Below are 23,727 nucleotides of genomic sequence, written 5' to 3' on the forward strand. Positions count from 1 at the left end.
AGAAACCAGCAGCCATGCCAAGGAAGAAGAGCAGCGGTACTGACAGGATCAGCGAGGCGAAGATGGCCCATTTGAAAATGCGAGGAGTCATGTTGCGGACCTAACGCTTAAGTTAAGCCGCGCCGAAGGCGCCGGCTTGAATGATTAGTTAGGCGGGGTCGACTTGTACAAAGCCGTCGCCGCTGCATATTGGGCAAACGTCGTCCACCTCGACCGGCGTTCCATCGTGGACCGTTCCATATCCGATCTGTCCCCGGCCGGAGCAGTTGTCACAAACTTTGAAGTGCGCAGCCAGGCGTGGCGGAACTGTCTGCCCGCTCCGAAATAATTCGAAGTATTGCCTGTAGCGAATCCTTCGCTTGATTTCTTCGGCCGAAGGTCTCATTGCCGCCTAACGCCTGAATTAAGCCGAGCCGCGAAGCGGCTTCGGCTTGAATGAATTGTTAGGCCCCAGCCCTAGCTTGCAGCTCGACCCACTCATCAACGACTGTGAACATGTAGTTGCCTGCCGGTGCAAAGTCAGGATCTTCGTGTGCGAATGGATTGGACCCAATCCACTCTACAACCACCGACGTAGGTGCGAGCACGTCAGTCGAATGCACCCATTCTAGGAACTGTGGATCAAGCGCCAGATGCTCGCGCGTATCTCCGAGCATGACCACTCGAGCCGGAGCTTGGCCCTCCGGTACGGGAAGTGTGACTCGGTCACCCAATAGAACCTTTGATCCATCGCGATATTGCATCTATGGGGCCTAACGCCTGAATTAAGCCGAGCCGCGAAGCGGCTTCGGCTTGAATGAATTGTTAGGCGGCGCACCAGTCAACTCGACGCCTTTCACGCAGTGACCCCGAAGATCGCTCCGACTGCCGCAGTCAAACCCATCGCCAAGGTGCCCCAGAAGGAAACACGCAGTACGGATGCCAATGCCGGGGCACCGCCAGTGCGCGCAGCTAAAAGGCCCAACAATGCAAGGAAGAAAAGGGAGCTACTCGCGAGACCCCACATGAGCGTGACATTTGGGAGGACCAGAACCATCAGGAGTGGAAGCGCAGCACCCGTAGCGAAAGTTCCTGCGGAAGCGAATGCGGCTTGGACTGGCTTAGCGGCCAACGTATCGGATATACCGAGTTCGTCCCTGCCATGTGCACCAAGAGCATCATGAGCCATAAGTTGGGTGGCAACACTTGATGCCAATGGCCTATCAAGTCCACGCTGGACATAGATTGATACCAATTCTTCGTGCTCTTGAGCTGGATTTGCGGCCAACTCTTTTGTCTCGCGGGCTAGATCGGCTCGCTCCGTATCTGCCTGCGAACTGACGGAGACGTACTCGCCAGCGGCCATTGACATGGCTCCAGCGACAAGACCGGCGACACCCGCAACGAGAATTGCTCTTGTGCTTGCACCAGCGGCTGCCACGCCCAGTACAAGGCTCGCTGTGGAAACGATCCCGTCGTTTGCCCCAAGAACGGCAGCGCGAAGCCAGCCTGTCCGATGTGTTCGATGTCTTTCGCTGTGCCTCATACATTTTCACCGGATGGTAGAAGGCTCATTGCGACGCCTAACGCCTGAATTAAGCCGTGCTGCGTAGAGGAGGTGCCAGGCATGGCAAGCTCTTCATGCCATGCCTGGTGCCGGAACGAAGCGGCGTCGGCTTGAACGAATTGTTAGGCCCCGCTGGCTGAATGTGCAAGCAGCGCCTCCCTGATCACCAACAACTCCTCTGCGCAACCGGGTGGGTCAGGGCTGATCTCGAACCTCTCGCCAGCTGGCCAAGACGACTCGATTGTGAAACAGCGTCCACCAAGCTCAAAGCGACAGAATGGCTTGTCCAGAAGCCATGACAATGCCGATGGCTGTTGCGTCACCCGAACGCCGGGCATGCCGGCAATGATGTGCACAAGAGTTCGCCGTCCCACCCGCGCAGGAACCTCGATGGACCAAATGCGTCCAGGTTTTGGGGCGTTGTCGTGAACCTTCATGCGGGGCCTAACGCCTGAATTAAGCCGAGCCGCCAAGCGGCTTTGGCTTGAATGAATTGTTAGGCCGCATCACCGCCACCAATGCTGCTCTGGCGGAAAGTTGGACCTCACGTCGGGGTCCGAAGGTCCGTGCTGCTTAATCTCCCAAGCCTCCGCGAGCGACAGTTGCCGGACACCGCACATACGAAGATCACAGGACCGTGGCTGAGACCTGTCAATGAGCGATATGCCCCAGACGTAGCCGTCCTCTATGCCTAGACACAGGCAAGGATGGTAGGCGCAGTCCTCGTAGATCTCACCAGGGGAAATTTTGAGGTCGAGTGTTTCAGGTTGCGACATGCGGCCTAACGCCTGAATTAAGCCGAGCCGCGAAGCGGCTTCGGCTTGAATGAATTGTTAGGCCGCAGCATGGAAGTAGAGCCTAACGCCGAATATGAAAATGACGATTGGGATAAGAGACCCAACTGCAACGTATTGCAGCATCCGTTTCCGGGGCCAGTTAAGAAGAATGGATGCTGACGCAACCCCAAACAATATCCCCACGAATAGCCAATAGCCGAGCAGCACAGCTTTGAGGATGGATGTGGGGAGCGGCCGCGACAAGCATAAGTAGAAGACGGAGGCCGCCGTGGCCCCGTTGAGGTAAGCAAAAAATAGGTTCTTAAACGTAGATCTTTCCATGCGGCCTAACGCCTGAATTAAGCCGAGCCGCGAAGCGGCTTCGGCTTGAATGAATTGTTAGGCCCTACAGCAGAGGCCTGTACGGTGCCACTAGGCTACCGTATCGGCGTGCAACCCAGATGCCTAGGGGCATACCCACTACGTAGGCGACCACTATGGCAAAGAGAGGGGCCATGCCAGTGAGCCAAATGCGGTGGGTGAAGGCGACCAGAAGCAAGAGCGACAAGCTTGGTACGAGGGACAACAAGATTGTTTTGCGACTGAACATGTTGGCCGCGCCGCAAGAGTTGCAGGAGTACCTGTCCGGGAAGCTGGATGGAACCAGATCCCAGTTGGTAATTCGCAGAGGCTGTTTGCATGAGATGCAGTGGAAGTCCGCCATGGGGCCTAACGCCTGAATTAAGCCGAGCCGCGAAGCGGCTTCGGCTTGAATGAATTGTTAGGCGCCAACCGCGACGCCTTGGATTGCATCTGTGACATTAGCCTAGCCACTGAGCTAGCGCATCATCGGAATGGAACCCGAGCGCAGTCAGATGGTCGGCGCTTTCCCCGTAAGCGAGGAAGAACTCTCCAGTCTCCGGAATAAAGCCAAGCCACTCATTGCCCGAGTGTGCAATTGTAAAAACGCTTCGACCGGCGAGTTGTTGCAGCAGACCGTGGCTATAGGCCTCGTCCTTGACATTGGCCGTCACCGGCGGGATTAGGGCTGCTTCAAGTAGACGAGTCTGCTCTCGAATGTATCCCTCTCGATCGTCAGTACCAAGCGTTGGTGTGCACGACTCTCGAGAGAAAGACGCTCTTAGTGCCTCAAGTGCTTCGTCATGTGTCATTGGCACCTAACGCCTGAATTAAGCCGAGCCGCGAAGCGGCTTCGGCTTGAATGAATTGTTAGGCAGCAGGCAGGAGCTTTGCACGACGCAACTCCATGAATATCTCTTGGGCGGGTCGGAAGCAGTCTACCGGCGCCAACGTGCCCGGGCCAAACGAAGCCGAGAACACATCAGAGATTGTCTGTGCGATCTCGTCGATGCCGTAGAAGCTGGGGACCTTGGCCGTGATTCTTGCAACTTGGTCATCAAACTCATTGGCGGGTGCTCCCCCGGCAATGAGGTCGTATGGATCCCAAGCGCGAATCATGGCGCCGATGATCTCCAGTGATTTTTCGTAGTCGCGACGATCTTTCACTGCTGCCTAACGCCTGAATTAAGCCGAGCCGCGAAGCGGCTTCGGTTTGAATGAATTGTTCGGGCGCACAGTCATGGAGCCTTGAACACGATGCGCTCTAAAACGGACAGCCGATCTAACAACTGCTGCTCAGTATCTGCAGCCACCCAGATGTACGCCACGTAGCCCCATTTGCGGTCAAGTGTCAGCAGGGTTTGACGAGAGAAAGCAGAATCTGAGTCTCCCGGCTCTTGACGATACCAAGTGACGCGGCGGCCAGCGACCTTGCCCTTGCCGATGCGGTCGGAAAGCTCAGGGTGGAAGCTTGGATGGTTGCCGAGATAGATGCCAAAGGCCAGGCTCTCGGAGCCGGGAGCAGAAGCGCGACATACATCAAAGTCTGGCCCCTCGCTGTAAGTCCACCCAAGGCCCGAGCCCGCCGGAAGCGCAGGGCAGACCTCGACTGACCGCGCAAAAGCTTGCGGGGATACGAGGAAAAGCAAGCTGAGTAACCAGAGATGTTTCATGTGCGGCCTAACGCCTGAATTAAGCCGAGCCGCGAAGCGGCTTCGGCTTGAATGAATTGTTAGGCCGCTGGCCCGTCCCGCTTGACCAAGTGACCTAAGGGAAAGAATAGACCCAAAAATACCGATGCAACGGGTGGAGCAACGACAAGAAACGTGACCATATACATCCACACTGCAGCAACGTCATTGATGTGCCAGGCGCCAAGATGCTGGCCGATCCAGCTCAGGCCGCGCATGAAGAGCTCGAGCGCGATGTACATGGAAAAGAGCATGCCTATGACGCGCCAGCCGAGCACATAGCGCTGGCCGAAAGGAATGCTTTTGAAGTAGGTGGATACGCTCATAAGCGGCCTAACGCCTGAATTAAGCCGAGCCGCGAAGCGGCTTCGGCTTGAATGAATTGTTAGGCCCGCTCCGGGGAAAGAGCCTTGTGAACAATAACGGGCAATGGATAGTAGCGCGACGTAGCGTAGCCACCCCAGCCATACCAAGGCTGGAAGGTAGTCCAGGCCAGAGCCGAAACAATGCCGANGAGCCGCGAAGCGGCTTCGGCTTGAATGAATTGTTAGGCCTGCTCCGGGGAAAGGGCCTTGCGAACAATAACGGGCAATGGATAGTAGCGCGACGTAGCGTAGCCACCCCAGCCATACCAAGGCTGGAAGGTAGTCCAGGCCAGAGCCGAAACAATGCCGATGGCAAGGACTAGCCGAAGACCGCCAGACAGACGGCCGGCCAACTTTGAGGCACCCAGTGCGATGCCATAGAGCAATGCGCCGTAGGCGACTACATAAACCAGCCCAATGATGGAAAGGAATGGGTCGGTGCCAAGAGACGCAAGAGAGATGGCCGCAATACCCAGCATGGGGAAGAAACCAGCAGCCATGCCAAGGAAGAAGAGCAGCGGTACTGACAGGATCAGCGAGGCGAAGATGGCCCATTTGAAAATGCGAGGAGTCATGTTGCGGNAAGAAACCAGCAGCCATGCCAAGGAAGAAGAGCAGCGGTACTGACAGGATCAGCGAGGCGAAGATGGCCCATTTGAAAATGCGAGGAGTCATGTTGCGGGCCTAACGCCTGAATTAAGCCGAGCCGCGAAGCGGCTTCGGCTTGAATGAATTGTTAGGCGGCAATCCCATCCGCCTAGACTGTCACTGGAACAAAGATGCGATAGGCGAATCCTGCAGCGCCCAGCCCACAGAACACAACTCGCCACCAGTAGCTATAAGGTTGAGTTTTGCGATCAATGCGCGCTACCCACCAGTTGTCCAGGGCGGCACCTGAAACTGCCTGGATCAAGAAGAGCGGACCAAACAACGAGAACCCAATGACCGCCCAGACAGATTTGTACGTGGCAGGGGCGAGAGAAACTAGGAGCAGGCTGCCTAGACCAACTAGGAGGCCCAGCCAGAGAAAGGACTTGCCTCTTACAGGTTTCGAGAAATCTGCCATTGCCGCCTAACGCCTGAGTTAAGCCGAACCGCGAAGCGGGTTCGGCTTGAATGAATTGTTAGGCATCAGCTGGCTGTCCTGTGCTGCGCCTATGCGATGAGCCAACTGTAGTGCCAACCAAGAGTGCACATACGAGCACCAGCCACTCAAGAGCAATCAAAAGCAACTGCTCATGACCCGTCCAGACGCTCAATATCCAAGCCAGCACTGAGGCCAAGCTAACTTGAAGAGCTAATGCGGCCCAAGCGTGGACCAACGGCTTGGAGGGCTGGCCTGCTGCGAGACGGGCGAAGATGGCACCGCAGGCCAGAAAGGATGCAGCGGAACTAGCGAACAGAAGCGCAGTGCCTGCGGCGCGGCCGGCGGGCGCAAAGAAGCTCTCGAAGAAGCCGATTGCCATCTGCGCAATGAGAAGCGAGACAGCGTACTTGGCGATCTTTCCCCAGTTCACGGCTGCCTCTCCCTGATGCCTAACGCCTGAATTAAGCCGAGCCGCGAAGCGGCTTCGGCTTGAATGAATTGTTAGGCCTCGACCACTCAAAGCAGCGAGACCAAGTAGCAATAGTAGTGCGTAGAGCGAGACTACCGACAACCTCGGCTAGCGCGTGTCCTGGCGAGAGTCCTTGCGATACTTTGAAATCGCCGCTGCCATAGCTTGGTCCTTAAACAGATCAACAAGGAACATGCCCACTAGGATAAAGGCGATACCAAACCAGATGTGCTCAAAGTAGCAGAGTGCCACTCCAGCGATCACGAGAATCAAACCAACGATTGCGAGTATTCCCATGAGAGGCCTAACGCCTGAATTAAACCGAGCCGCGAAGCGGCTTCGGCTTGAATGAATTGTTAGGCGCGCTACCGGCCACGCCAACTATTGAATGCCACACAAAGCAGGAAGATCCCGCCAGCAAACCAAAGCGCTACGGTGAACCAGAAGAGTACGGGGTTGGCGGTTGCGTGAGTGATGGCACCGCTGCGTTTGCTTAGTATCTCAATCTCGCCCGACAACACGCCCCGAGCCGCCAAGAAGAGGCAGAAAGCGGCAAGCGAGGCAATCATGACCTCCGCCAAATGCCAGATGAGATTGCTTTGCTTTTTGCGTGGCTTAGTCCGAATCAACATGCGCGCCTAACGCCTGAATTAAGCCGAGCCGCGAAGCGGCTTCGGCTTGAATGAATTGTTAGAGCCCGTCCCGTGCCGCTAACGCTGCGACAAAGGAGCGCGCAGTGGGCACGGTCTTGCTATGGGCTCCCCACTGAACTGTCAGGACATCACCTTGCCGATGAAAGGAAAGATGAATTGGATAGCGTGACCCCTCAATTGTATCCAGGGGCGGGCCAGAGCCAAGAAGGCCTATCTCCGTTTCCTCATGATCCGGCGTGAAATGTGCAGGTGTGTTGCACTCAGGGCAGCGAAACGCGATGGCGGGGCGTGCCTGACCGAAGTGGGTTTGCGCCCAGCAGAAAGACGACGCGAATGCGTCCGCAAAGTCGATGCTTTTTCTGCACTCTGGACAGATGACATCCATGGGCTCTAACGCCTGAATTAAGCCGAGCCGCGAAGCGGCTTCGGCTTGAATGAATTGTTAGACCTGTACCACCTAACCGAAGGCGGCAAGAACATGAGCCCAAGAGTCGCCAACTGNTAAGCCGAGCCGCGAAGCGGCTTCGGCTTGAATGAATTGTTAGACCTGTACCACCTAACCGAAGGCGGCAAGAACATGAGCCCAAGAGTCGCCAACTGAAAGGCGGCCTGGGCGACCAGGATGATTCTTAGCGCGGGTATCGAAGCGTGTGTAATGGCAAAAGGAAAAAACGACAAGCTGGCCCCTAACAGAACCACAACTACCCAGCGGGCCCAGTTAACTCGCGAGAGAACGGCTGCGATAAGTAACGCCGTGAAGCCAAAGACGAGGGCAAACGCAACACCAGTCATGACTCCGGTAGTCGGAGTATCGATGAAGAGGAATTTGGAGTGACCAGCTAAGGAATTACAAATGATGAATGCAGCCGCAAGCTTGACCGACGTCGGCCGACGAGGCGTATCGCGAAGTTCGTCGCCGCTTGTTTGTGGTGCCGAGTACGGATTCTCTTGCATACAGGTCTAACGCCTGAATTAAGCCGAGCCGCGAAGCGGCTTCGGCTTGAATGAATTGTTAGGNTGAAGAGGAATTTGGAGTGACCAGCTAAGGAATTACAAATGATGAATGCAGCCGCAAGCTTGACCGACGTCGGACGACGAGGCGTATCGCGAAGTTCGTCGCCGCTTGTTTGTGGTGCCGAGTACGGATTCTCTTGCATACAGGTCTAACGCCTGAATTAAGCCGAGCCGCGAAGCGGCTTCGGCTTGAATGAATTGTTAGGCCTCATCGTCGTCCCCCTCGTTGTCCGGGTAGAATACGTGACCGTCGTTTTTGAAGAATATGTTCCGGAACCAAGGGGATTGCCAGACTTCTTCAATGTGGATGGTCGGTGCCGCGCCTTGATTCCACGCGGAATACCGACCGGTGGTCCAAGCCGCGCCAATCATGGACAGTACCTTCTCCACTGCTTCGGCCTCGGACCGCGCACGAACTGCTCGGGTTGTGAAGAACCCGACCGCAGTTGAGTCTCCCATAGGGACCGAAATCCCTGTGCCTTCAACACGTACACGAAAGTAAGGCATGAGGCCTAACGCCTGAATTAAGCCGAGCCGCGAAGCGGCTTCGGCTTGAATGAATTGTTAGGCCTCAGCCCGATTACCTTGACTGCGCCACAGCGAGAGGACCAGACCAACGATCATGGCGGCGAGGAGGACAAGGTTGACGAGGTATCCTTTTGATCCCTCGAGCTTAGCGATAGGCAAAAAGACAAAAATCAGCTTTCTGCTCAGATGCTCTGTTAGTAGCAGCGCAAGAATGAATGGAACCATGTTGCGGTAGCGTACCAATATCAGCACAGATAGCGCGCCGAAGATGAATACAGATAACCCCCATGCCGCGAACATAGAGACTACGGCCTGAGCTCCGGCAGACGTGTAATTGGCGAGGGGAATCCCATCAGCCGCAGTCGCGACGTAGTAGCCGTTGAAGATGCAGTTCAGACCCATCACGATCTTGCTGAGCGCAAGGAACCCCAAGAGCCAAAGTGCAAATTTTTGGCCGTGGTACGTGTTGTCAAAGCGCTGAGGAAGAAGGTCGTTGAACATGTTGTTCTCCGGTACCGGCATACGGCTTGTCTGAGGCCTAACGCCTGAATTAAGCCGAGCCGCGAAGCGGCTTCGGCTTGAATGAATTGTTAGGTTGCGTCACGTGACTGTCTGAGTGCAACTCGATTGATGACGAAGGCAACCAGCTCATAAGCCAAGCACCAGAAACCAATACCCCCGAGAGCCATCCAGCCACCGGCAGCATTGGCACTGCAGTGGAACCCGAGCAGGCAACGCCCGACATGGACTAGGCCGGAGGCAGCAAGTGCTATTGCTGTGACGCCGGCCGTGGCCAACAAGAGATAAGCCGCGCACTGACCGGCATTGGAACGTAAAGCCCAGGCATTTCGGCGCAGATGAGTCCACAGACGAATTGGAAGCGCAGTGACGGCAACGAAGCCCAGCGCGCCAAGCCCATAGAAGACGGAAAAGTATGTTGAAACTTCTAGTGATCTCACCATAACAACCTAACGCCTGAATTAAGCCGAGCCGCGAAGCGGCTTCGGCTTGAATGAATTGTTAGGCCTCAGCCGCTAACCCGGAGAGCAAGAGCCGACTGATAGACCTTTCCGGAAAGTGTATCAATGAGTTCCATGCCCGGTAGCAGCCCGTAGGTGCCGTCGGATCGTTGTGTCACCGGGGCATAGTCATTGAAGCTGCCCATGCCTCCATAAACCGACATAGTTGAGCCCGAAAGCTCATTGAGCTGCTGCTGAGTGAAGCCATGGCTAAGCAGGTGGTTGGCAATGGAAAGGCAGCTCTCAAAATGCCGCCGCCAAGCGCACACAGGATCTCGAGACAGGACGGCTACGAGCTGGTCCAGATGTGCTTCCAAAGTCTCCAACTGCAGATGACGTTCCATGAGGCCTAACGCCTGAGTTAAGCCGAGCCGCGAAGCGGCTTCGGCTTGAATGAATTGTTAGGTGGTAGCTGCGCGCTTGAGCGCCGACACCGGAAGAAGTGCCAACTTGCCACAGGATTTGCAGAAGGCATCGGGACTATTCCACCAACGACGGTGAGTGACCAGCAAGTGCCGGCAGGACGGACACCGGAGCTGATGTGACGCTAGTACAGACCATTGCAGTTGGCGAATAGCGAGAAGCGCAAGAAAAAAAGGGGCACCAGCAGTGAGAGGCCAAAGGTCATTGTGCAGGCCAAGGCGCGGGAGCACTAAGAATGCAATTGCCAACCAGCCAGCGAGGAGGGTAGTGATTGCGATAAGGCCGCGGCGCAGCGAAGCTCGGGCGGCAATCTGGGTCGCCACGTCCTCTCGGCTGAACTGAATAAGCTCTTCCTTCACGATGCGATCCACTCTCTTTGCCACCTAACGCCTGAATTAAGCCGAGCCGCGAAGCGGCTTCGGCTTGAATGAATTGTTAGGCCCTAGTCTGCCAGCAGGACGTCGCAAGGGACACCGCCATTGAAGATGACGTACCGGGGGTGTCAGTGAATGAGAAGCCATCTAGAGCTAGCTCTCCATGACCCTCAATGAACTCACGAGCGGAAGCGCTAGCATGTACGTAGGACATTGTAAACGGCAACCGACACCCACGCGAATTAGGCGGTAAGGAAATCGAATACTTCTTGAGCGATCTGGCCCAGCGGCATCGAGTTGCCCCTAGTACCCAGAACCAGGCCTTGGCCGCCCTGCTGTTCTTGTACCGGGAGGTGCTGGCCCTGGATTTGCCATGGATGGAGAACATAGTCCGGGCCAAACAGGCGCCGCGTTTGCCGGTAGTGCTGTCGCGCGCCGAAACCATGGCCCTGTTGCGCACGATGTCGGGTCGTGAAGCCTTGATGGCCGGCCTGCTTTATGGCAGCGGATTGCGGCTGATGGAATGCCTGCGCCTGAGGATGAAGGATGTGGACCTGGTCCGCCACGAGATCACCGTGCGCGAGGGCAAGGGCGGCAAGGACCGCAAGACCATGCTGCCGGAACGGTTACGGCCGGCACTGCAGGCGCAGATCGACTGCGCGCGGGCACAGCATGCTCGGGATCTGGAAGCCGGGTTCGGGGCGGTTTCCCTTCCTTACGCACTGGCCCGCAAATACCGCAACGCGGAGAAGGAACCAGGTTGGCAGTATGTGTTCCCTGCTGCACGCCGGGCGGCGGATCCTGCTGACGGACACGAGAAGCGCCACCACTTGGACGAAGGCGTGCTGCAACGGGCGGTGCGTGCCGCTGCGCGGGCGGCCGGCATCCTCAAGCCGGTCAGCCCGCATACCCTGAGACATTGTTTCGCCACTCATCTACTGGAAGGCGGTGCCGACATCCGCACAGTGCAGGAACTGCTGGGCCACAAGGACGTGACCACCACACAAATCTATACGCACGTTCTGAACCGCGGCACGGTCGGTGTGCTGAGTCCTCTGGACCGCTAGCGCTACTCGCGGCGAACGGCAACTTCACAGCAGCCCAGCCTGTGTGTGTCGAGCCACCTTGCGGCAAGGTGCCTCATGAGCTTCCGCCGCGCCCAGCGGCGCAGGCTGAGAATTGTCGCAGTACGTTCCTCCGCAATGACGCGCACCCAGGCAACAAAAAACCCGGCCGAAGCCGGGTTTTTCGTGAGCGCCTAACGCCCGAAACTTGCGATCCGATCAGGCCGCGACGGTGTCCGCCACGGTCTTGTAGTCCTCGATCTGGTCGAAGTTCATGTAGCGGTAAATCTTGTCGCCGTCGGCCTTGAGCACGCCGACGTCCGCCATGTACTCCTCGCGGGTCGGGATGCGGCCCAGGCGCGAGCAGATCGCGGCCAGTTCGGCCGAGCCCAGGTAGACGTTGGTGTTGCGGCCCAGGCGGTTGGGGAAGTTGCGGGTGCTGGTCGAGAACACGGTCGCGCCCTCGCGCGCCTGCGCCTGGTTGCCCATGCACAGCGAGCAGCCCGGCATTTCCATGCGCGCGCCGGCGGTGCCGAAGGTGCCGTAGTGGCCTTCCTTGGTCAGCTCGGAGGCGTCCATCTTGGTCGGCGGCGCGACCCACAGGCGGGTCGGGATGTCGCGCTTGCCTTCCAGCAGCTTGGCGGCGGCGCGGAAGTGGCCGATGTTGGTCATGCACGAGCCGATGAAGACCTCGTCGATGACCGCGCCGGACACGTCCGACAGGGTCTTCACGTCGTCCGGGTCGTTCGGGCAGGCCACGATCGGCTCGACGATCTGGTTGAGGTCGATGTCGATGACCGCGGCGTACTCGGCGTCGGCGTCGCCTTCCAGCAGCTGCGGGTTGGCCAGCCAGCCTTCCATCGCCTTGATCCGGCGCTGCAGCGAACGCGCGTCGGCGTAGCCTTCGGCGATCATCCACTTGAGCAGGGTGATGTTGCTGGTCAGGTACTCGATGATCGGTTCCTTATCCAGCTTCACCGTGCAACCGGCGGCGGAACGCTCGGCCGAGGCGTCGGACAGTTCGAAGGCCTGTTCGACCTTGAGCTGCGGCAGGCCTTCGATTTCGAGGATGCGGCCGGAGAAGATGTTCTTCTTGCCCTGCTTGGCGACGGTCAGCAGGCCCTGCTGGATCGCGGCCAGCGGGATCGCGTTGACCAGGTCGCGCAGGGTCACGCCGGGCTGCATTTCGCCCTTGAAGCGCACCAGCACCGACTCGGGCATGTCCAGCGGCATGACGCCGGTGGCCGCGGCGAACGCGACCAGGCCGGAGCCGGCCGGGAACGAGATGCCGACCGGGAAACGGGTATGCGAGTCGCCGCCGGTGCCGACGGTATCGGGCATCAGCATGCGGTTGAGCCAGGAGTGGATCACGCCGTCGCCGGGACGCAGGGCGATGCCGCCGCGGTTGCTGATGAAGGCCGGCAGGTCGTGATGGGTCTTGACGTCGACCGGCTTGGGATAGGCCGCGGTGTGGCAGAACGACTGCATGACCAGGTCGGCGCTGAAGCCCAGGCAGGCCAGGTCCTTGAGCTCGTCGCGGGTCATCGGACCGGTGGTGTCCTGCGAGCCGACCGAGGTCATCTTCGGTTCGCAATAGGTGCCCGGACGGATGCCCGGCTGGACGCCGCCGACTTCCGGCAGGCCGCAGGCGCGGCCGACCATCTTCTGCGCCAGCGAGTAGCCCTTGCCGGTGTCGGCCGGGTTCTGCGGCAGGCGGAACAGGGTCGAGGTCGGCAGGCCCAGGGCCTCGCGCGCCTTCGCGGTCAGGCCGCGGCCGACGATCAGCGGGATACGGCCGCCGGCGCGGACTTCGTCCAGCAGCACCTCGGACTTGAGCGCGAACTCGGCGATCACCTCGCCGTTCTTGATCGCCTTGCCCTCGTAGGGACGCAGTTCGACCACGTCGCCCATGTTCATCTGCGACACGTCGAGTTCGATCGGCAAGGCGCCGGCGTCTTCCATGGTGTTGTAGAAGATCGGCGCGATCTTCGAACCCAGGCAGACACCGCCGAAGCGCTTGTTCGGAATGTAGGGGATGTCCTCGCCGGTGAACCACAGCACCGAGTTGGTCGCCGACTTGCGGCTGGAGCCGGTGCCGACCACGTCGCCGACGTAGGCGACCAGGTGGCCCTGGTCCTTCAGCGATTCGATGAAGGCGATCGGGCCGCGCTTGCCGTCTTCTTCCGGCTCGATGCCGTCGCGCTTGTTCTTCAGCATCGCCAGGGCGTGCAGCGGGATGTCCGGGCGCGTGGTCGCGTCGGGCGCCGGCGAGAGGTCGTCGGTGTTGGTTTCGCCGGTCACCTTGAAGACGGTGATGGTCAGGCTTTCCGGCACTTCCGGCTTGCTGGTGAACCACTCGGCGTCGGCCCAGCTTTGCAGCACGGCGCGGGCGTGGGCGTTGCCCTGCTCGGCCTTTTCCTGGACGTCGTGGAAGGCGTCGAACATCAGCAGGGTGTGCTTGAGCGCGTTCGCCGCCACAGCGCCGACTTCGGCGTCGTCGAGCAGTTCGATCAGCGGGTGGATGTTGTAGCCGCCGAGCATGGTGCCGAGCAGTTCGGTCGCGCGGGCGCGGTCGATCAGGGGGTTCTTTTCGGTGCCGAAGGCGACCGCGGCCAGGTAGGAGGCCTTGACCTTGGCCGCGTCGTCGACGCCGGCCGGGACGCGATGGCTGATCAAATCCAGCAGGAACGCTTCCTCGCCCGCCGGCGGGGCCTTCAGCAGTTCGATGACCTCAGCGGTCTGCTGGGCGGTCAGGGGCAGCGGCGGAATGCCCAGCGCGGCGCGCTCGGCAACGTGTTGGCGGTAGCTGGAGAGCATGGAGAGTCCCGTAGATGAAGCTGGTGTGCACCGCACCGGCGCCGCATCGGCCACCGGAATGGGATGCGTCGCGGGCTGGCGGGGAAAGAGTCCCGTAGGTGGAGCTTCGGAGCTTGCCCAGTTCGGAGCGGGTCTTGCTTGGGCGGCCCCTCGACTGCGTATTTTGCCCGGAATGGCGTTTCGCGGCAACGCGCCGGACCCGCGCCAGCCATATCCGGCAAGGCTTTGCGCGATTTTTACGGAACGCAGTCACGCGCCTGCGACCATTGTCTGCACGCCACCTGAATCCGATAGGGTGATAATCGCAACGAATCGCATGCCACCGCGCCCCGCTACCTCGGGCGCGCCAGCCGCACATCAGGAGCCCCACCCCATGCCCGACTCCTTCTCGACCCGCCGCCGGCTTTCCGTCAACGGCCGCGACTACACCTATTTCAGCCTGCCGGCGCTGGGCGAGCGCTACGACATCGCCCGCCTGCCCTACTCCATGAAGATCCTGCTCGAGAACCTGCTGCGCCACGAGGACGGCGGCATGACCGTGGGACCGGAGCACATCGAAGCGGTCGCGCAATGGGACGCGACCCGCGAGCCGGACACCGAGATCGCCTTCATGCCCGCGCGCGTGGTCCTGCAGGACTTCACCGGCGTGCCCTGCGTGGTCGACCTGGCGGCGATGCGCGACGCGGTCGGCCGCCTGGGCGGCAAGCCCTCGCAGATCAACCCGCTGATCCCGTCGGAACTGGTCATCGACCACTCGGTCCAGGTCGACGTCTACGGCAGCCCCGAAGCGCTGGACCTCAACGGCAAGATCGAATTCCAGCGCAACCAGGAGCGCTACAGCTTCCTGCGCTGGGGCCAGAAATCGTTCGAGGACTTCAAGGTGGTGCCGCCCAACACCGGCATCGTCCACCAGGTCAATCTGGAAAACCTGGCCCGCGTGGTCATGGGCCGCGAGGTCCAGGGAGCGGACGGCACCAGCGAGCTGCAGGCCTTCCCCGATACCGTGTTCGGCACCGACAGTCACACCACCATGATCAACGGCATCGGCGTGCTCGGCTGGGGCGTGGGCGGCATCGAAGCCGAGGCCGCGATGCTGGGTCAGCCCTCGTCGATGCTGATTCCACAGGTGGTCGGCTTCAAGCTGAGCGGCAAGCTGCCCGAGGGCGCCACCGCCACCGACCTGGTCCTGACCGTGACCCAGATGCTGCGCAAGCACGGGGTGGTCGGCAAGTTCGTCGAGTTCTACGGCGACGGCCTGCAGCACCTGCCGCTGGCCGACCGCGCCACCATCGCCAACATGGCCCCGGAGTACGGCGCCACCTGCGGCATCTTCCCGATCGACGCCGAGGCCCTGACCTATCTGCGCCTGTCCGGCCGTTCGGACGAGCAGATCGCCCTGGTCGAGGCCTACGCCAAGGCCCAGGGCCTGTGGCATGAGGCCGACCAGGCGCATGCGACCTACTCGGCCACGCTGGAACTGGACCTGGCCGAGGTCAAGCCGTCGCTGGCCGGCCCCAAGCGCCCGCAGGACCGGGTCCTGCTGGAGCACGTGCACAGCAACTTCCAGGAAAACCTGATCCCGCTGGTCGCCAGCCGCAAACCGCGCGGGGTCGGCTGCGCCGTCGAGGAACTCAAGGCCGAAGGCGGCGCGCAGCCGCAGGCCGAGCACCTGGCCGCCAAGCCGGTATCCAAAATCCGCATCAAGGACCAGGACGCCGAGCTGTCCGACGGCTCGGTGGTGATCGCGGCGATCACCTCCTGCACCAACACCTCCAACCCGGCGGTGATGCTGGGCGCCGGCCTGCTCGCGCGCAACGCCGCGCGCCTGGGCCTGAAGTCCAAGCCCTGGGTGAAGACTTCGCTCGGCCCGGGCTCGCTGGTGGTCACCGATTACCTCAGGAAAGCCGGCGTGCTCGACGACCTGGAGAAGCTCGGCTTCTACGTGGTCGGCTACGGCTGCACCACCTGCATCGGCAACTCCGGTCCGCTGCCGGACGAAGTCTCCAAGGGCATCGCCGAGAACGAGTTGGTGGTCGCCTCGGTGCTGTCGGGCAACCGCAACTTCGAAGGCCGCGTGCATCCGGAAGTGAAGGCCAACTACCTGGCCTCGCCGCCGCTGGTGGTGGCCTACGCCATCGCCGGCACGGTCAACATCGATCTGACCAAGGAGCCGATCGGCAAGGGCAGCGACGGCCAGGACGTGTACCTGCGCGACATCTGGCCGAGCAACAAGGAAATCGGCGACACCATCGCCGCCACCGTCGGCCCGGAACTGTTCGCGCAGAACTACGCCGACGTGTTCAAGGGCGACTCGCGCTGGAACCAGATCGCCTCGCCCGACGGCGAATCCTTCCAGTGGGACAGCAACTCGACCTACATCAAGAACCCGCCCTACTTCGACGGCATGACCATGGCCGTGGGCACCATCAACGATGTCCATGGCGCGCGCGTGATGGGCCTGTTCGGCGATTCGATCACCACCGACCACATCTCGCCGGCCGGCAACATCAAGAAGGATTCGCCCGCGGGCCGTTTCCTGCAGGAGCGCGGCGTGCAACCGGCCGACTTCAACAGCTACGGCAGCCGTCGCGGCAACGACGACGTGATGGTGCGCGGCACCTTCGCCAACATCCGCATCAAGAATCTGATGTTCGGCGGCGAGGAAGGCGGCAACACCCTGTACTTCGGCAAGAACGGCGGCGCCGGCGAGAAGCTGGCGATCTACGACGCGGCGATGAAGTACAAGGCCGACGGCGTACCGCTGGTGGTGTTCGCAGGCAAGGAATACGGCACCGGCTCCTCGCGCGACTGGGCCGCCAAGGGCACCAATCTGCTCGGGGTCAAGGCGGTGATCGCCGAGAGCTTCGAGCGCATCCACCGCTCCAACCTGGTCGGCATGGGCGTGCTGCCGCTGCAGTTCAAGGACGGCGAGAATGCACAGAGCCACGGCCTGGACGGTTCGGAAACGATCGACGTGACCGGCCTCAACGACGGTGCCGCCAAGACCGCGACCGTGACCGCGACCAAGCCCGACGGCAGCCGCAGCCGGTTCGAGGTCAAAGTGTTGCTGCTGACGCCGAAGGAAGTCGAGTACTTCCGCCATGGCGGCATCCTGCATTACGTGTTGCGGCAGTTGGCGGCGAAGGCCGCGTAAGCGCCAACCGCCGTAGCGACAGAAGCCCCGCGCTGCAGCCCCTCTCCCGCCTGCGGGAGAGGGGTTGGGGCGAGGGCCGGCGCAAGCGCGCAGCTCTCGCCGCCCATCGCCCCTCATCCGGCCCTGCGGGCCACCTTCTCCCGCAAGCGGGAGAAGGGAAAAGCGCCAACTGCTGTAGCGACAGAAGCCCCGCGCTGTAGCCCCTCTCCCGCTTGTGGGAGAGGGGTTGGGGTGAGGGCCGGCGCAAGCGCGCAATTCCCACCGCCCATCGCCCTCATCCGGCCCTGCGGGCCACCTTCTCCCGCACGCGGGAGAAGGGAAAAAGCGCCAACCGCCGTAGCGACAGAAGCCCCGCGCTGTAGCCCCTCTCCCGCTTGCGGGAGAGGGGTTGGGGTGAGGGCCGGCGCAAGCGCGTAGCTCCCACTGCCCATCGCCCCTCATCCGGCCCTACGGGCCACCTTCTCCCGCATGCGGGAGAAGGGAAAGCGCCAACGCTGTAGCGACAAAAGCCTCGCGCTATAGCCCCTCTCCCGCCTGCGGGAGAGGGGTTGGGGTGAGTGCCGGCGCAAGCGCGTAGCTCCCACCCATCGCCCCTCATCCGGCCCTGCGGGCCACCTTCTCCCGCAGCCGGAGAAAGGAAACCAGTGCCCTGCCCTACAACTTCGGCTTCCACTGCGCGCTGGTCATGCGCCATTCGCCTTCGCTTTCGCGCCAGCCGGTCTCGACCTCGTACACCTGCGCCGCCTCCGGTAATACGCGCCCGCCGCCTCCGGTCAGCGCGGCGCTGAACCGGACCGTCGCGCGGTCGCCCTGCAGCGCGATCTCGGCCGGGCCCAGGGTCACGCCGACAGCGCGGTAGCGACGGAAGCTCAGCATCGCCAGGCCGCGGGCGCCGTTGCGGTCCATGCCCTCGGGGCCGACGAAGTCCTCCGCCAGCGCCGACTGCAGCCCGTCCAGGTCGCGCTCCTCCATCGCCGTCTGCAAGGACGCCAGGGTTTGGCGCAGGCGCTGCTCCGGCGGCGGCCGCGCGCAGCCGGCCAGCAACGCCGCCAGCGCCAGGGCGCACAGCCAGATCGCGCCGGACCGCAGGCGCGGCGCCTCGAAAGCCATCGTCTTCATCGTCATGAACCTGACCGTCCGTTCGTTTTTCGGCCGCCATCCTGACACGCCGGAGCTGCCTTCAGCGCTCCCTGCGTGCGTCGCCTTGCCAGCCAATAGAGCCTATGCTCCAATCCAGCGAGGACCGTACGGCAGCGCATTCGCTTGCGCCGCCAGTGAACGGAAACACCAGCGATAGAGAGGGGATCGCGATGAGTTTTGAACGTCCGTGGCTTGCCCAGTACCCGGCGGAAGTGCCGCCGCAGATCGACGTGGACGAGTTCCCGTCCATCGTCTCGGTACTGGAAACCGCGATTGAAAAGTATCGCGATCGCCCGGCCTTCTCCAATCTCGGCAAGGTCCTGACCTATGCCGAGATCGACCGACTCAGCGCGCAGTTCGCGGCCTACCTGCTGGGCGAACTCAAACTCAAGAAGGGCGATCGCGTCGCGATCATGATGCCCAACTGCCTGCAGTACCCGATCGCGACCTTCGGCGTGCTGCGCGCCGGCCTGACCGTGGTCAACACCAACCCGATGTACACCGCCCGCGAGCTCAAGCACCAGCTCGACGACTCCGGCGCCAGCGTCATCTTCGTGCTCGACAACTTCGGCGACACCGTGCAGAACGTCGTCGCCGGCAGCCCGATCAAGGTCATCACCACCGGCCTGGGCGACATGCTCGGCTTCCCCAAGGGCCCGATCGTCAACTTCATGCTCAAGCACGTGAAGAAGATGATCCCCGACTACCACATTCCCGGCGCGATCCGCTTCCGCGACACGCTGACCCTGGGGCAGATGCACAAGCTGCCCGACATCGAGATCGCGCCCGACGACATCGCCTTCCTGCAGTACACCGGCGGCACCACCGGCGTGGCCAAGGGCGCGATGCTGACCCACCGCAACCTGGTCGCCAACATGCAGCAGGCCGCGGCCTGGGTCGGCACCAACGTCAAGCTGGGCGAGGAAGTCATCATCACCGCGCTGCCGCTGTACCACATCTTCGCGTTGACGGCGAACGGCCTGGTGTTCATGAAGTTCGGCGGCCTCAACCACATGATCACCAACCCGCGCGACATGCCGGCGTTCGTGAAGGAACTGAAGAAGACCCCGTTCACCGCCATCACCGGCGTCAACACGCTGTTCAACGGCCTGCTCAACACGCCGGGTTTCAGCGAGGTCGATTTTTCGCGCCTGCACCTGACCCTGGGCGGCGGCATGGCAGTGCAGCGCGCCGTGGCCGAACGCTGGAAACAGGTCACCGGCGTGACCCTGCTCGAAGCCTACGGCCTCACCGAAACGTCGCCCGCGGCCTGCATCAACCCGATGAACCTGGCCGACTACAACGGCTCGATCGGCCTGCCGATCTCCTCCACCGACGCCTGCCTGAAGGACGAGAACGGCAACATGCTGCCGATGGGCGAAGTGGGCGAGCTGTGCATCAAGGGCCCGCAGGTGATGAAGGGCTACTGGAAGCGTCCTGAGGAAACCGCCAACGTCATCGACGACCAAGGCTGGCTGCACACCGGCGACATGGCGCGCATGGACGAACAGGGCTACTTCTACATCGTCGATCGCAAGAAGGACATGATCCTGGTCTCGGGCTTCAACGTTTATCCGAACGAAGTCGAGGACGTGATCGCGATGATGCCCGGCGTGCTCGAAGTGGCCGCGGTCGGCGTGCCCGACGAGAAGTCCGGCGAAGCGGTCAAGGTCGTGATCGTCAAGAAGGACCAGGCGCTGACCGCCGAGCAGGTCAAGGCGCACGCGCGCGAAAACCTCACCGGCTACAAGCATCCCAAGTACGTCGAGTTCCGCACCGAGCTGCCCAAGACCAACGTCGGCAAGATCCTGCGACGCGAATTGCGCGACGCGCCGCCGCCGGCCTGAACGCCGGCGATCCGGCGGTCGAGAGCCGCCGTCCGTCCGATAAGCCCGTTAAACGCGCCCGCAAGGCCTCAGGCCCTGCGGGCGCGCCGTTTGGGGCGCCTAAAATCGGTCCTGCCGGGCACGGCTTGCCACTCGGGTCACGCCCGTCGCGGCAGGCTGAATCGGCCACTCGACCGTTCTGGCTGGGGGGCCAGCCAATTTCTGGAGCTTCGAGTCTGAACGGCAGGTGTAGCATGAAATTGGCGGGCTACGGCCCGTCATTCCAACCTACGACCAGGAGCCTCGCCATGTCTGCTGTCCCCGCACGTCTGCACCTCGAAGATTCTTCGCTGCTTCGCCGCGTCACCTCCGCCGACGGCACCGCCGATTGGTGCTACATGCACGCCAACCCCTCGCACGTGTACCACCCCTGCTTCTCCGAGCATCTGCTGTACGACATGAAGCGCACCCAGGAGTGCATCCGCCGCGAACTCGCGGCCGACAGCTCGCCCAGCGCCGGTATCCACCATCTGGTGCTCGCATCCGACGATTCCAAAGTCTTCAATCTCGGCGGCGATCTGTCGCTGTTCTCGCAGCTGATCCGCAACGGCAATCGCGGCCGCCTGCTCGAATACGCCAAGCTTTGCGTCGAAGTCGCGTTCAACCTGTACCAGCTCTACGAAGACCGCGTCCACAGCATCGCCGTGATCCAGGGCGACGCGCTCGGCGGCGGTTTCGAAGCCGCGCTGTGCTGCCACACCATCATCGCCGAGGAAGGCGCCGGCATGGGCTTCCCGGAAGTGCTGTTCGACCTGTTCCCGGGCATGGGCGCGTACACCTTCCTCACCCGTCGCGTCACCCCGTCCCAGGCCGAGCGCATGATGCTCGACGCGCGCGTCTATCCGGTCGAAGAACTGCTGCGCATGGGCGTGGTGGACATGGTCGTGCCGCGCGGCGAAGGCCTGCAGGCGGCCGCCGCCATGGTCAAGCGCAACCAGCGCATCGGCAATTCGCTGCGGGCGATGAACACCGTGCGCCAGGCGTGCCGCCCGATCACCCTGGACGAACTACAGTCGGTCACCACCGAATGGGTGGATGCGGCGATGCGCCTGAACGACCGCGGGCTGAAGACCATGGAACGCCTGGTACGCGCTCAGCAACGCCGCGCTGAGTCCAATGCTCCGGCGCTCGCATTCGCATGAACATCTTCTCAGGGGGAGCCTGCCACGCGTCTTGCGTGGCAGGACGAAGGGGTCAGGACACGTCGGGGACGTCCTTGCTGCGGCCTCCACGGCTGAGGCGCGTGACTTCGTGACGGCTGGCGTCGGTCACTGCGATTAGCTGCGCGGCCAGGTCCGCGACCAGCTTGGCTTGCTCGCGTCCCAGCGCTTCGTCGCTGGCGCGCATGATCTGCGAGCAGCGCTCGGCGATCGAGTGCGCGCCGAGGTTTTCCGCCACGCCCTTGTAGGCGTGCGCGACCTCGCGGAACTCTTCCCAGTTGCGCGCCGCACCGACCTTGGCCAGTTCCTGCTGGCAACCGCCCGCGTCCTTCAGGCATTGCTCGACGAAGTCGCGCAGGAACTGCTCGCCCAGGCCCATTTCGGCCAGTTCGGCCAGCACCGCCGGGTTGGTCAGCGGGCGGCTGACGTCGCTGATCGCGCGCACCGCCGGCAGCTTCTGCGAATCGACCACGTCGGCGATGGTCTCAAGCAGGCGTCCGACCACGATCGGCTTGGTCAGGAACGCCATCGCGCCGGCCTCGTTGGCCGCTTCCGAGGCCTGCACCGTGGCGTCGGCGCTGAGGATGATGGTCGGGGTATGGCGCCCGGTGCCAGCCTGCATGAAGCGCAGTTGCCGGATCACGTCCAGGCCGCTGAGGCCGGGCATGTGCATGTCGAGCACGGCCAGCTCGAACTGCGAGGCCTCCAGCTGGTCCAGCGCCTGCTCGCCGTCGTTGACCGAGGTCACGCGGTGGCCGGCGCGTTCGAGGATGCGCGTGAGCACGGTGCGGTTGGCCTGCTGATCGTCGGCGATCAGCACCCGCAGGTTGCGCACCCGGGTCTTGTGGCGGATGAAGGGATCCTCGAACGAGATCACCTTGCCGCCATCGCTCGGCGCGGTTTCGTGGTGCTGGGTCGGTTGGGTTTCCTCCAGCAGCATCGGCAGCTCGATCCAGAAGTGGCTGCCGCCGCCGGGGTTCTGCTCCAGCCCGATCTCGCCGCCCAGCAGCTGGGTCAGGGTGCGGGCGATGGTGGTGCCCAGGCCGGTGCCGCCGAAGCGCCGGGTCGGCCCGTTGTCGACCTGTTCGAAGGCTTGGAAGATGCGCTCGGCGTCCTGGCTGGACACGCCGATGCCGGTGTCGCGCACCGAGAAGCGCAGCCAGACGCGACGCTCGTGATCGGGCGCCTCGCTGCGCTCGCCGGCCAGGCGCGCGACCAGCGACACCCCGCCCTTCTCGGTGAACTTGACCGCGTTGTGCATCAGGTTCAACAGCACCTGGGTCAGCAGCGCGCTGTCGCCGTTGAGGCGCACCGGCACGTCGTCCTCGATATCGACCTTGAAGGTCAGGCCCTTGGCCGATGCCAGCGGCTGCAGCATCTTCTGCAGGCGCTTGAGCACTTCCTGCAGATTGAAGTCGATGTCCCGGCGCTGCAGCTTGCCAGCCTCGATCGCCGAGATGTCGAGCACGTCGTTGACCAGCAGCAACAGCGACTGGGCGGAGGTGTGGATGACTTCGGCGTACTCGCGCTGCTCCGGCGCCAGACGGGTGCCGTGCATCAGCTCGGCCATGCCGATGATGCCGTTCAAGGGCGTGCGCAGTTCGTGACTCATATTGGCCAGGAATCGGGTCTTGGCCTCGTTGGCGCGACGCGCGTCCTCGGTCGCCTTCTGCAGGCTGCGCAGCAACGACGACAGGTAGGCGGGGATCGCCACCAGTCCCAGCCACAGGCCCGCGGCCAGGTAAGGCTGCACGCGCCAGTAGGGATTGCCCAGGATCACCGCGATGAACGAGGCGCCCGCCAGCGCCGCGGCGGTGTACAGATAGGTGGTGCCGTAACGCAGGCCGTTGCCGATCGTCACCCACAGCACGATCACGTACAGCGGCGCCAGCGAGGGCGCGTCCAGCGACATCAGCATCGCCAGGGTCGAATAGTCGGCGATCATGCCGATCCAGCGCCGGATGTGCGAAACGCCGGGCGAGGCGACGATCGCGGCCATCAAGCCCAGGCCGATCACCGATTCGCCGAGCATGACCCAGAGCATGGTCATGGTCGCCTGGCTGTCGCGCTCGAACGCGTGCAGGCTCAGCAGGTAGGCCACGATCAGGCAGGCGATGACCAGCCGCACCAAAGCCTGCCCATGCTCGCTGTCAGGGCGATTCGAAAGGCGCTCCTTCAACAAGCGCAGAACGGAAGCCATC

General features: G+C 61.9%; 13 protein-coding genes and 1 pseudogene. 4 read left to right on the forward strand and 10 right to left on the reverse strand.

Features of this window, described 5'->3' with window-relative positions; all coding sequences use genetic code 11:
* Nucleotides 1–835 precede the first annotated feature (835 nt).
* The 7 genes from ASE10_RS19335 to ASE10_RS19845 form a co-directional block, all read right to left on the reverse strand.
* Complete coding sequence (locus tag ASE10_RS19335) at nucleotides 836–1,525, reverse strand: VIT family protein (RefSeq protein WP_082559837.1); 690 nt, start codon at nucleotides 1,523–1,525, stop codon at nucleotides 836–838.
* Between the two features lie 2,027 nt (nucleotides 1,526–3,552).
* Nucleotides 3,553–3,849, reverse strand: coding sequence for a hypothetical protein (locus ASE10_RS00015; protein WP_055907074.1), 297 nt, complete (start codon nucleotides 3,847–3,849; stop codon nucleotides 3,553–3,555).
* Between the two features lie 71 nt (nucleotides 3,850–3,920).
* Nucleotides 3,921–4,355 carry a hypothetical protein gene (locus ASE10_RS19835; protein WP_157480940.1) on the reverse strand — a complete coding sequence of 145 codons (435 nt, stop codon included), beginning with the start codon at nucleotides 4,353–4,355 and terminating at the stop codon, nucleotides 3,921–3,923.
* A 59-nt stretch (nucleotides 4,356–4,414) separates the two neighbouring features.
* Nucleotides 4,415–4,699, reverse strand: a complete 285-nt coding sequence (locus tag ASE10_RS00020; RefSeq protein ID WP_056305464.1) for a hypothetical protein — start codon at nucleotides 4,697–4,699, stop codon at nucleotides 4,415–4,417.
* Between the two features lie 1,163 nt (nucleotides 4,700–5,862).
* On the reverse strand, nucleotides 5,863–6,255 hold the full coding sequence (locus ASE10_RS19840) for a hypothetical protein (RefSeq protein ID WP_157480941.1): 393 nt from the start codon (nucleotides 6,253–6,255) through the stop codon (nucleotides 5,863–5,865).
* Between the two features lie 2,270 nt (nucleotides 6,256–8,525).
* Nucleotides 8,526–8,990: a hypothetical protein gene (locus ASE10_RS00040; protein WP_156087782.1), complete on the reverse strand. Its 465-nt coding sequence runs from the start codon at nucleotides 8,988–8,990 to the stop codon at nucleotides 8,526–8,528.
* Nucleotides 8,991–9,516: 526 nt separating this feature from the next.
* Complete coding sequence (locus tag ASE10_RS19845) at nucleotides 9,517–9,852, reverse strand: hypothetical protein (RefSeq protein WP_157480942.1); 336 nt, start codon at nucleotides 9,850–9,852, stop codon at nucleotides 9,517–9,519.
* A gap of 671 nt (nucleotides 9,853–10,523) precedes the next feature.
* Between ASE10_RS19845 and ASE10_RS00045 the strand changes: the two are divergent.
* Nucleotides 10,524–11,372, forward strand: a pseudogene (locus ASE10_RS00045) (integron integrase); the annotation flags it as partial.
* Nucleotides 11,373–11,588: 216 nt separating this feature from the next.
* On the opposite strand, the gene acnB reads toward ASE10_RS00045, so the two are convergent.
* Nucleotides 11,589–14,186 carry a bifunctional aconitate hydratase 2/2-methylisocitrate dehydratase gene (gene acnB, locus ASE10_RS00050; RefSeq protein WP_055901585.1) on the reverse strand — a complete coding sequence of 866 codons (2,598 nt, stop codon included), beginning with the start codon at nucleotides 14,184–14,186 and terminating at the stop codon, nucleotides 11,589–11,591.
* A gap of 373 nt (nucleotides 14,187–14,559) precedes the next feature.
* Here acnB and acnA point away from each other — a divergent pair, with 373 nt between their 5' ends.
* On the forward strand, nucleotides 14,560–17,340 hold the full coding sequence (acnA, locus tag ASE10_RS00055) for an aconitate hydratase AcnA (protein ID WP_055901587.1): 2,781 nt from the start codon (nucleotides 14,560–14,562) through the stop codon (nucleotides 17,338–17,340).
* Between the two features lie 654 nt (nucleotides 17,341–17,994).
* Here the strand turns inward: acnA and ASE10_RS00060 are convergent.
* Nucleotides 17,995–18,459 carry a nuclear transport factor 2 family protein gene (locus tag ASE10_RS00060; protein WP_235565791.1) on the reverse strand — a complete coding sequence of 155 codons (465 nt, stop codon included), beginning with the start codon at nucleotides 18,457–18,459 and terminating at the stop codon, nucleotides 17,995–17,997.
* Between the two features lie 191 nt (nucleotides 18,460–18,650).
* On the opposite strand from ASE10_RS00060, the gene ASE10_RS00065 reads away from it, so the two are divergent.
* Nucleotides 18,651–20,327, forward strand: coding sequence for a long-chain fatty acid--CoA ligase (locus ASE10_RS00065; protein ID WP_055901593.1), 1,677 nt, complete (start codon nucleotides 18,651–18,653; stop codon nucleotides 20,325–20,327).
* Nucleotides 20,328–20,614: 287 nt separating this feature from the next.
* Nucleotides 20,615–21,508, forward strand: a complete 894-nt coding sequence (locus tag ASE10_RS00070) for a crotonase/enoyl-CoA hydratase family protein (protein ID WP_055901595.1) — start codon at nucleotides 20,615–20,617, stop codon at nucleotides 21,506–21,508.
* Nucleotides 21,509–21,560: 52 nt separating this feature from the next.
* Here the strand turns inward: ASE10_RS00070 and ASE10_RS00075 are convergent, their stop codons facing one another.
* Nucleotides 21,561–23,726 carry a response regulator gene (locus ASE10_RS00075; protein ID WP_082559592.1) on the reverse strand — a complete coding sequence of 722 codons (2,166 nt, stop codon included), beginning with the start codon at nucleotides 23,724–23,726 and terminating at the stop codon, nucleotides 21,561–21,563.
* Nucleotide 23,727: the final 1 nt, after the last annotated feature.

Origin of the sequence: Lysobacter sp. Root76 (genome assembly GCF_001428685.1) — a bacterium.
GTDB lineage: Bacteria > Pseudomonadota > Gammaproteobacteria > Xanthomonadales > Xanthomonadaceae > Lysobacter.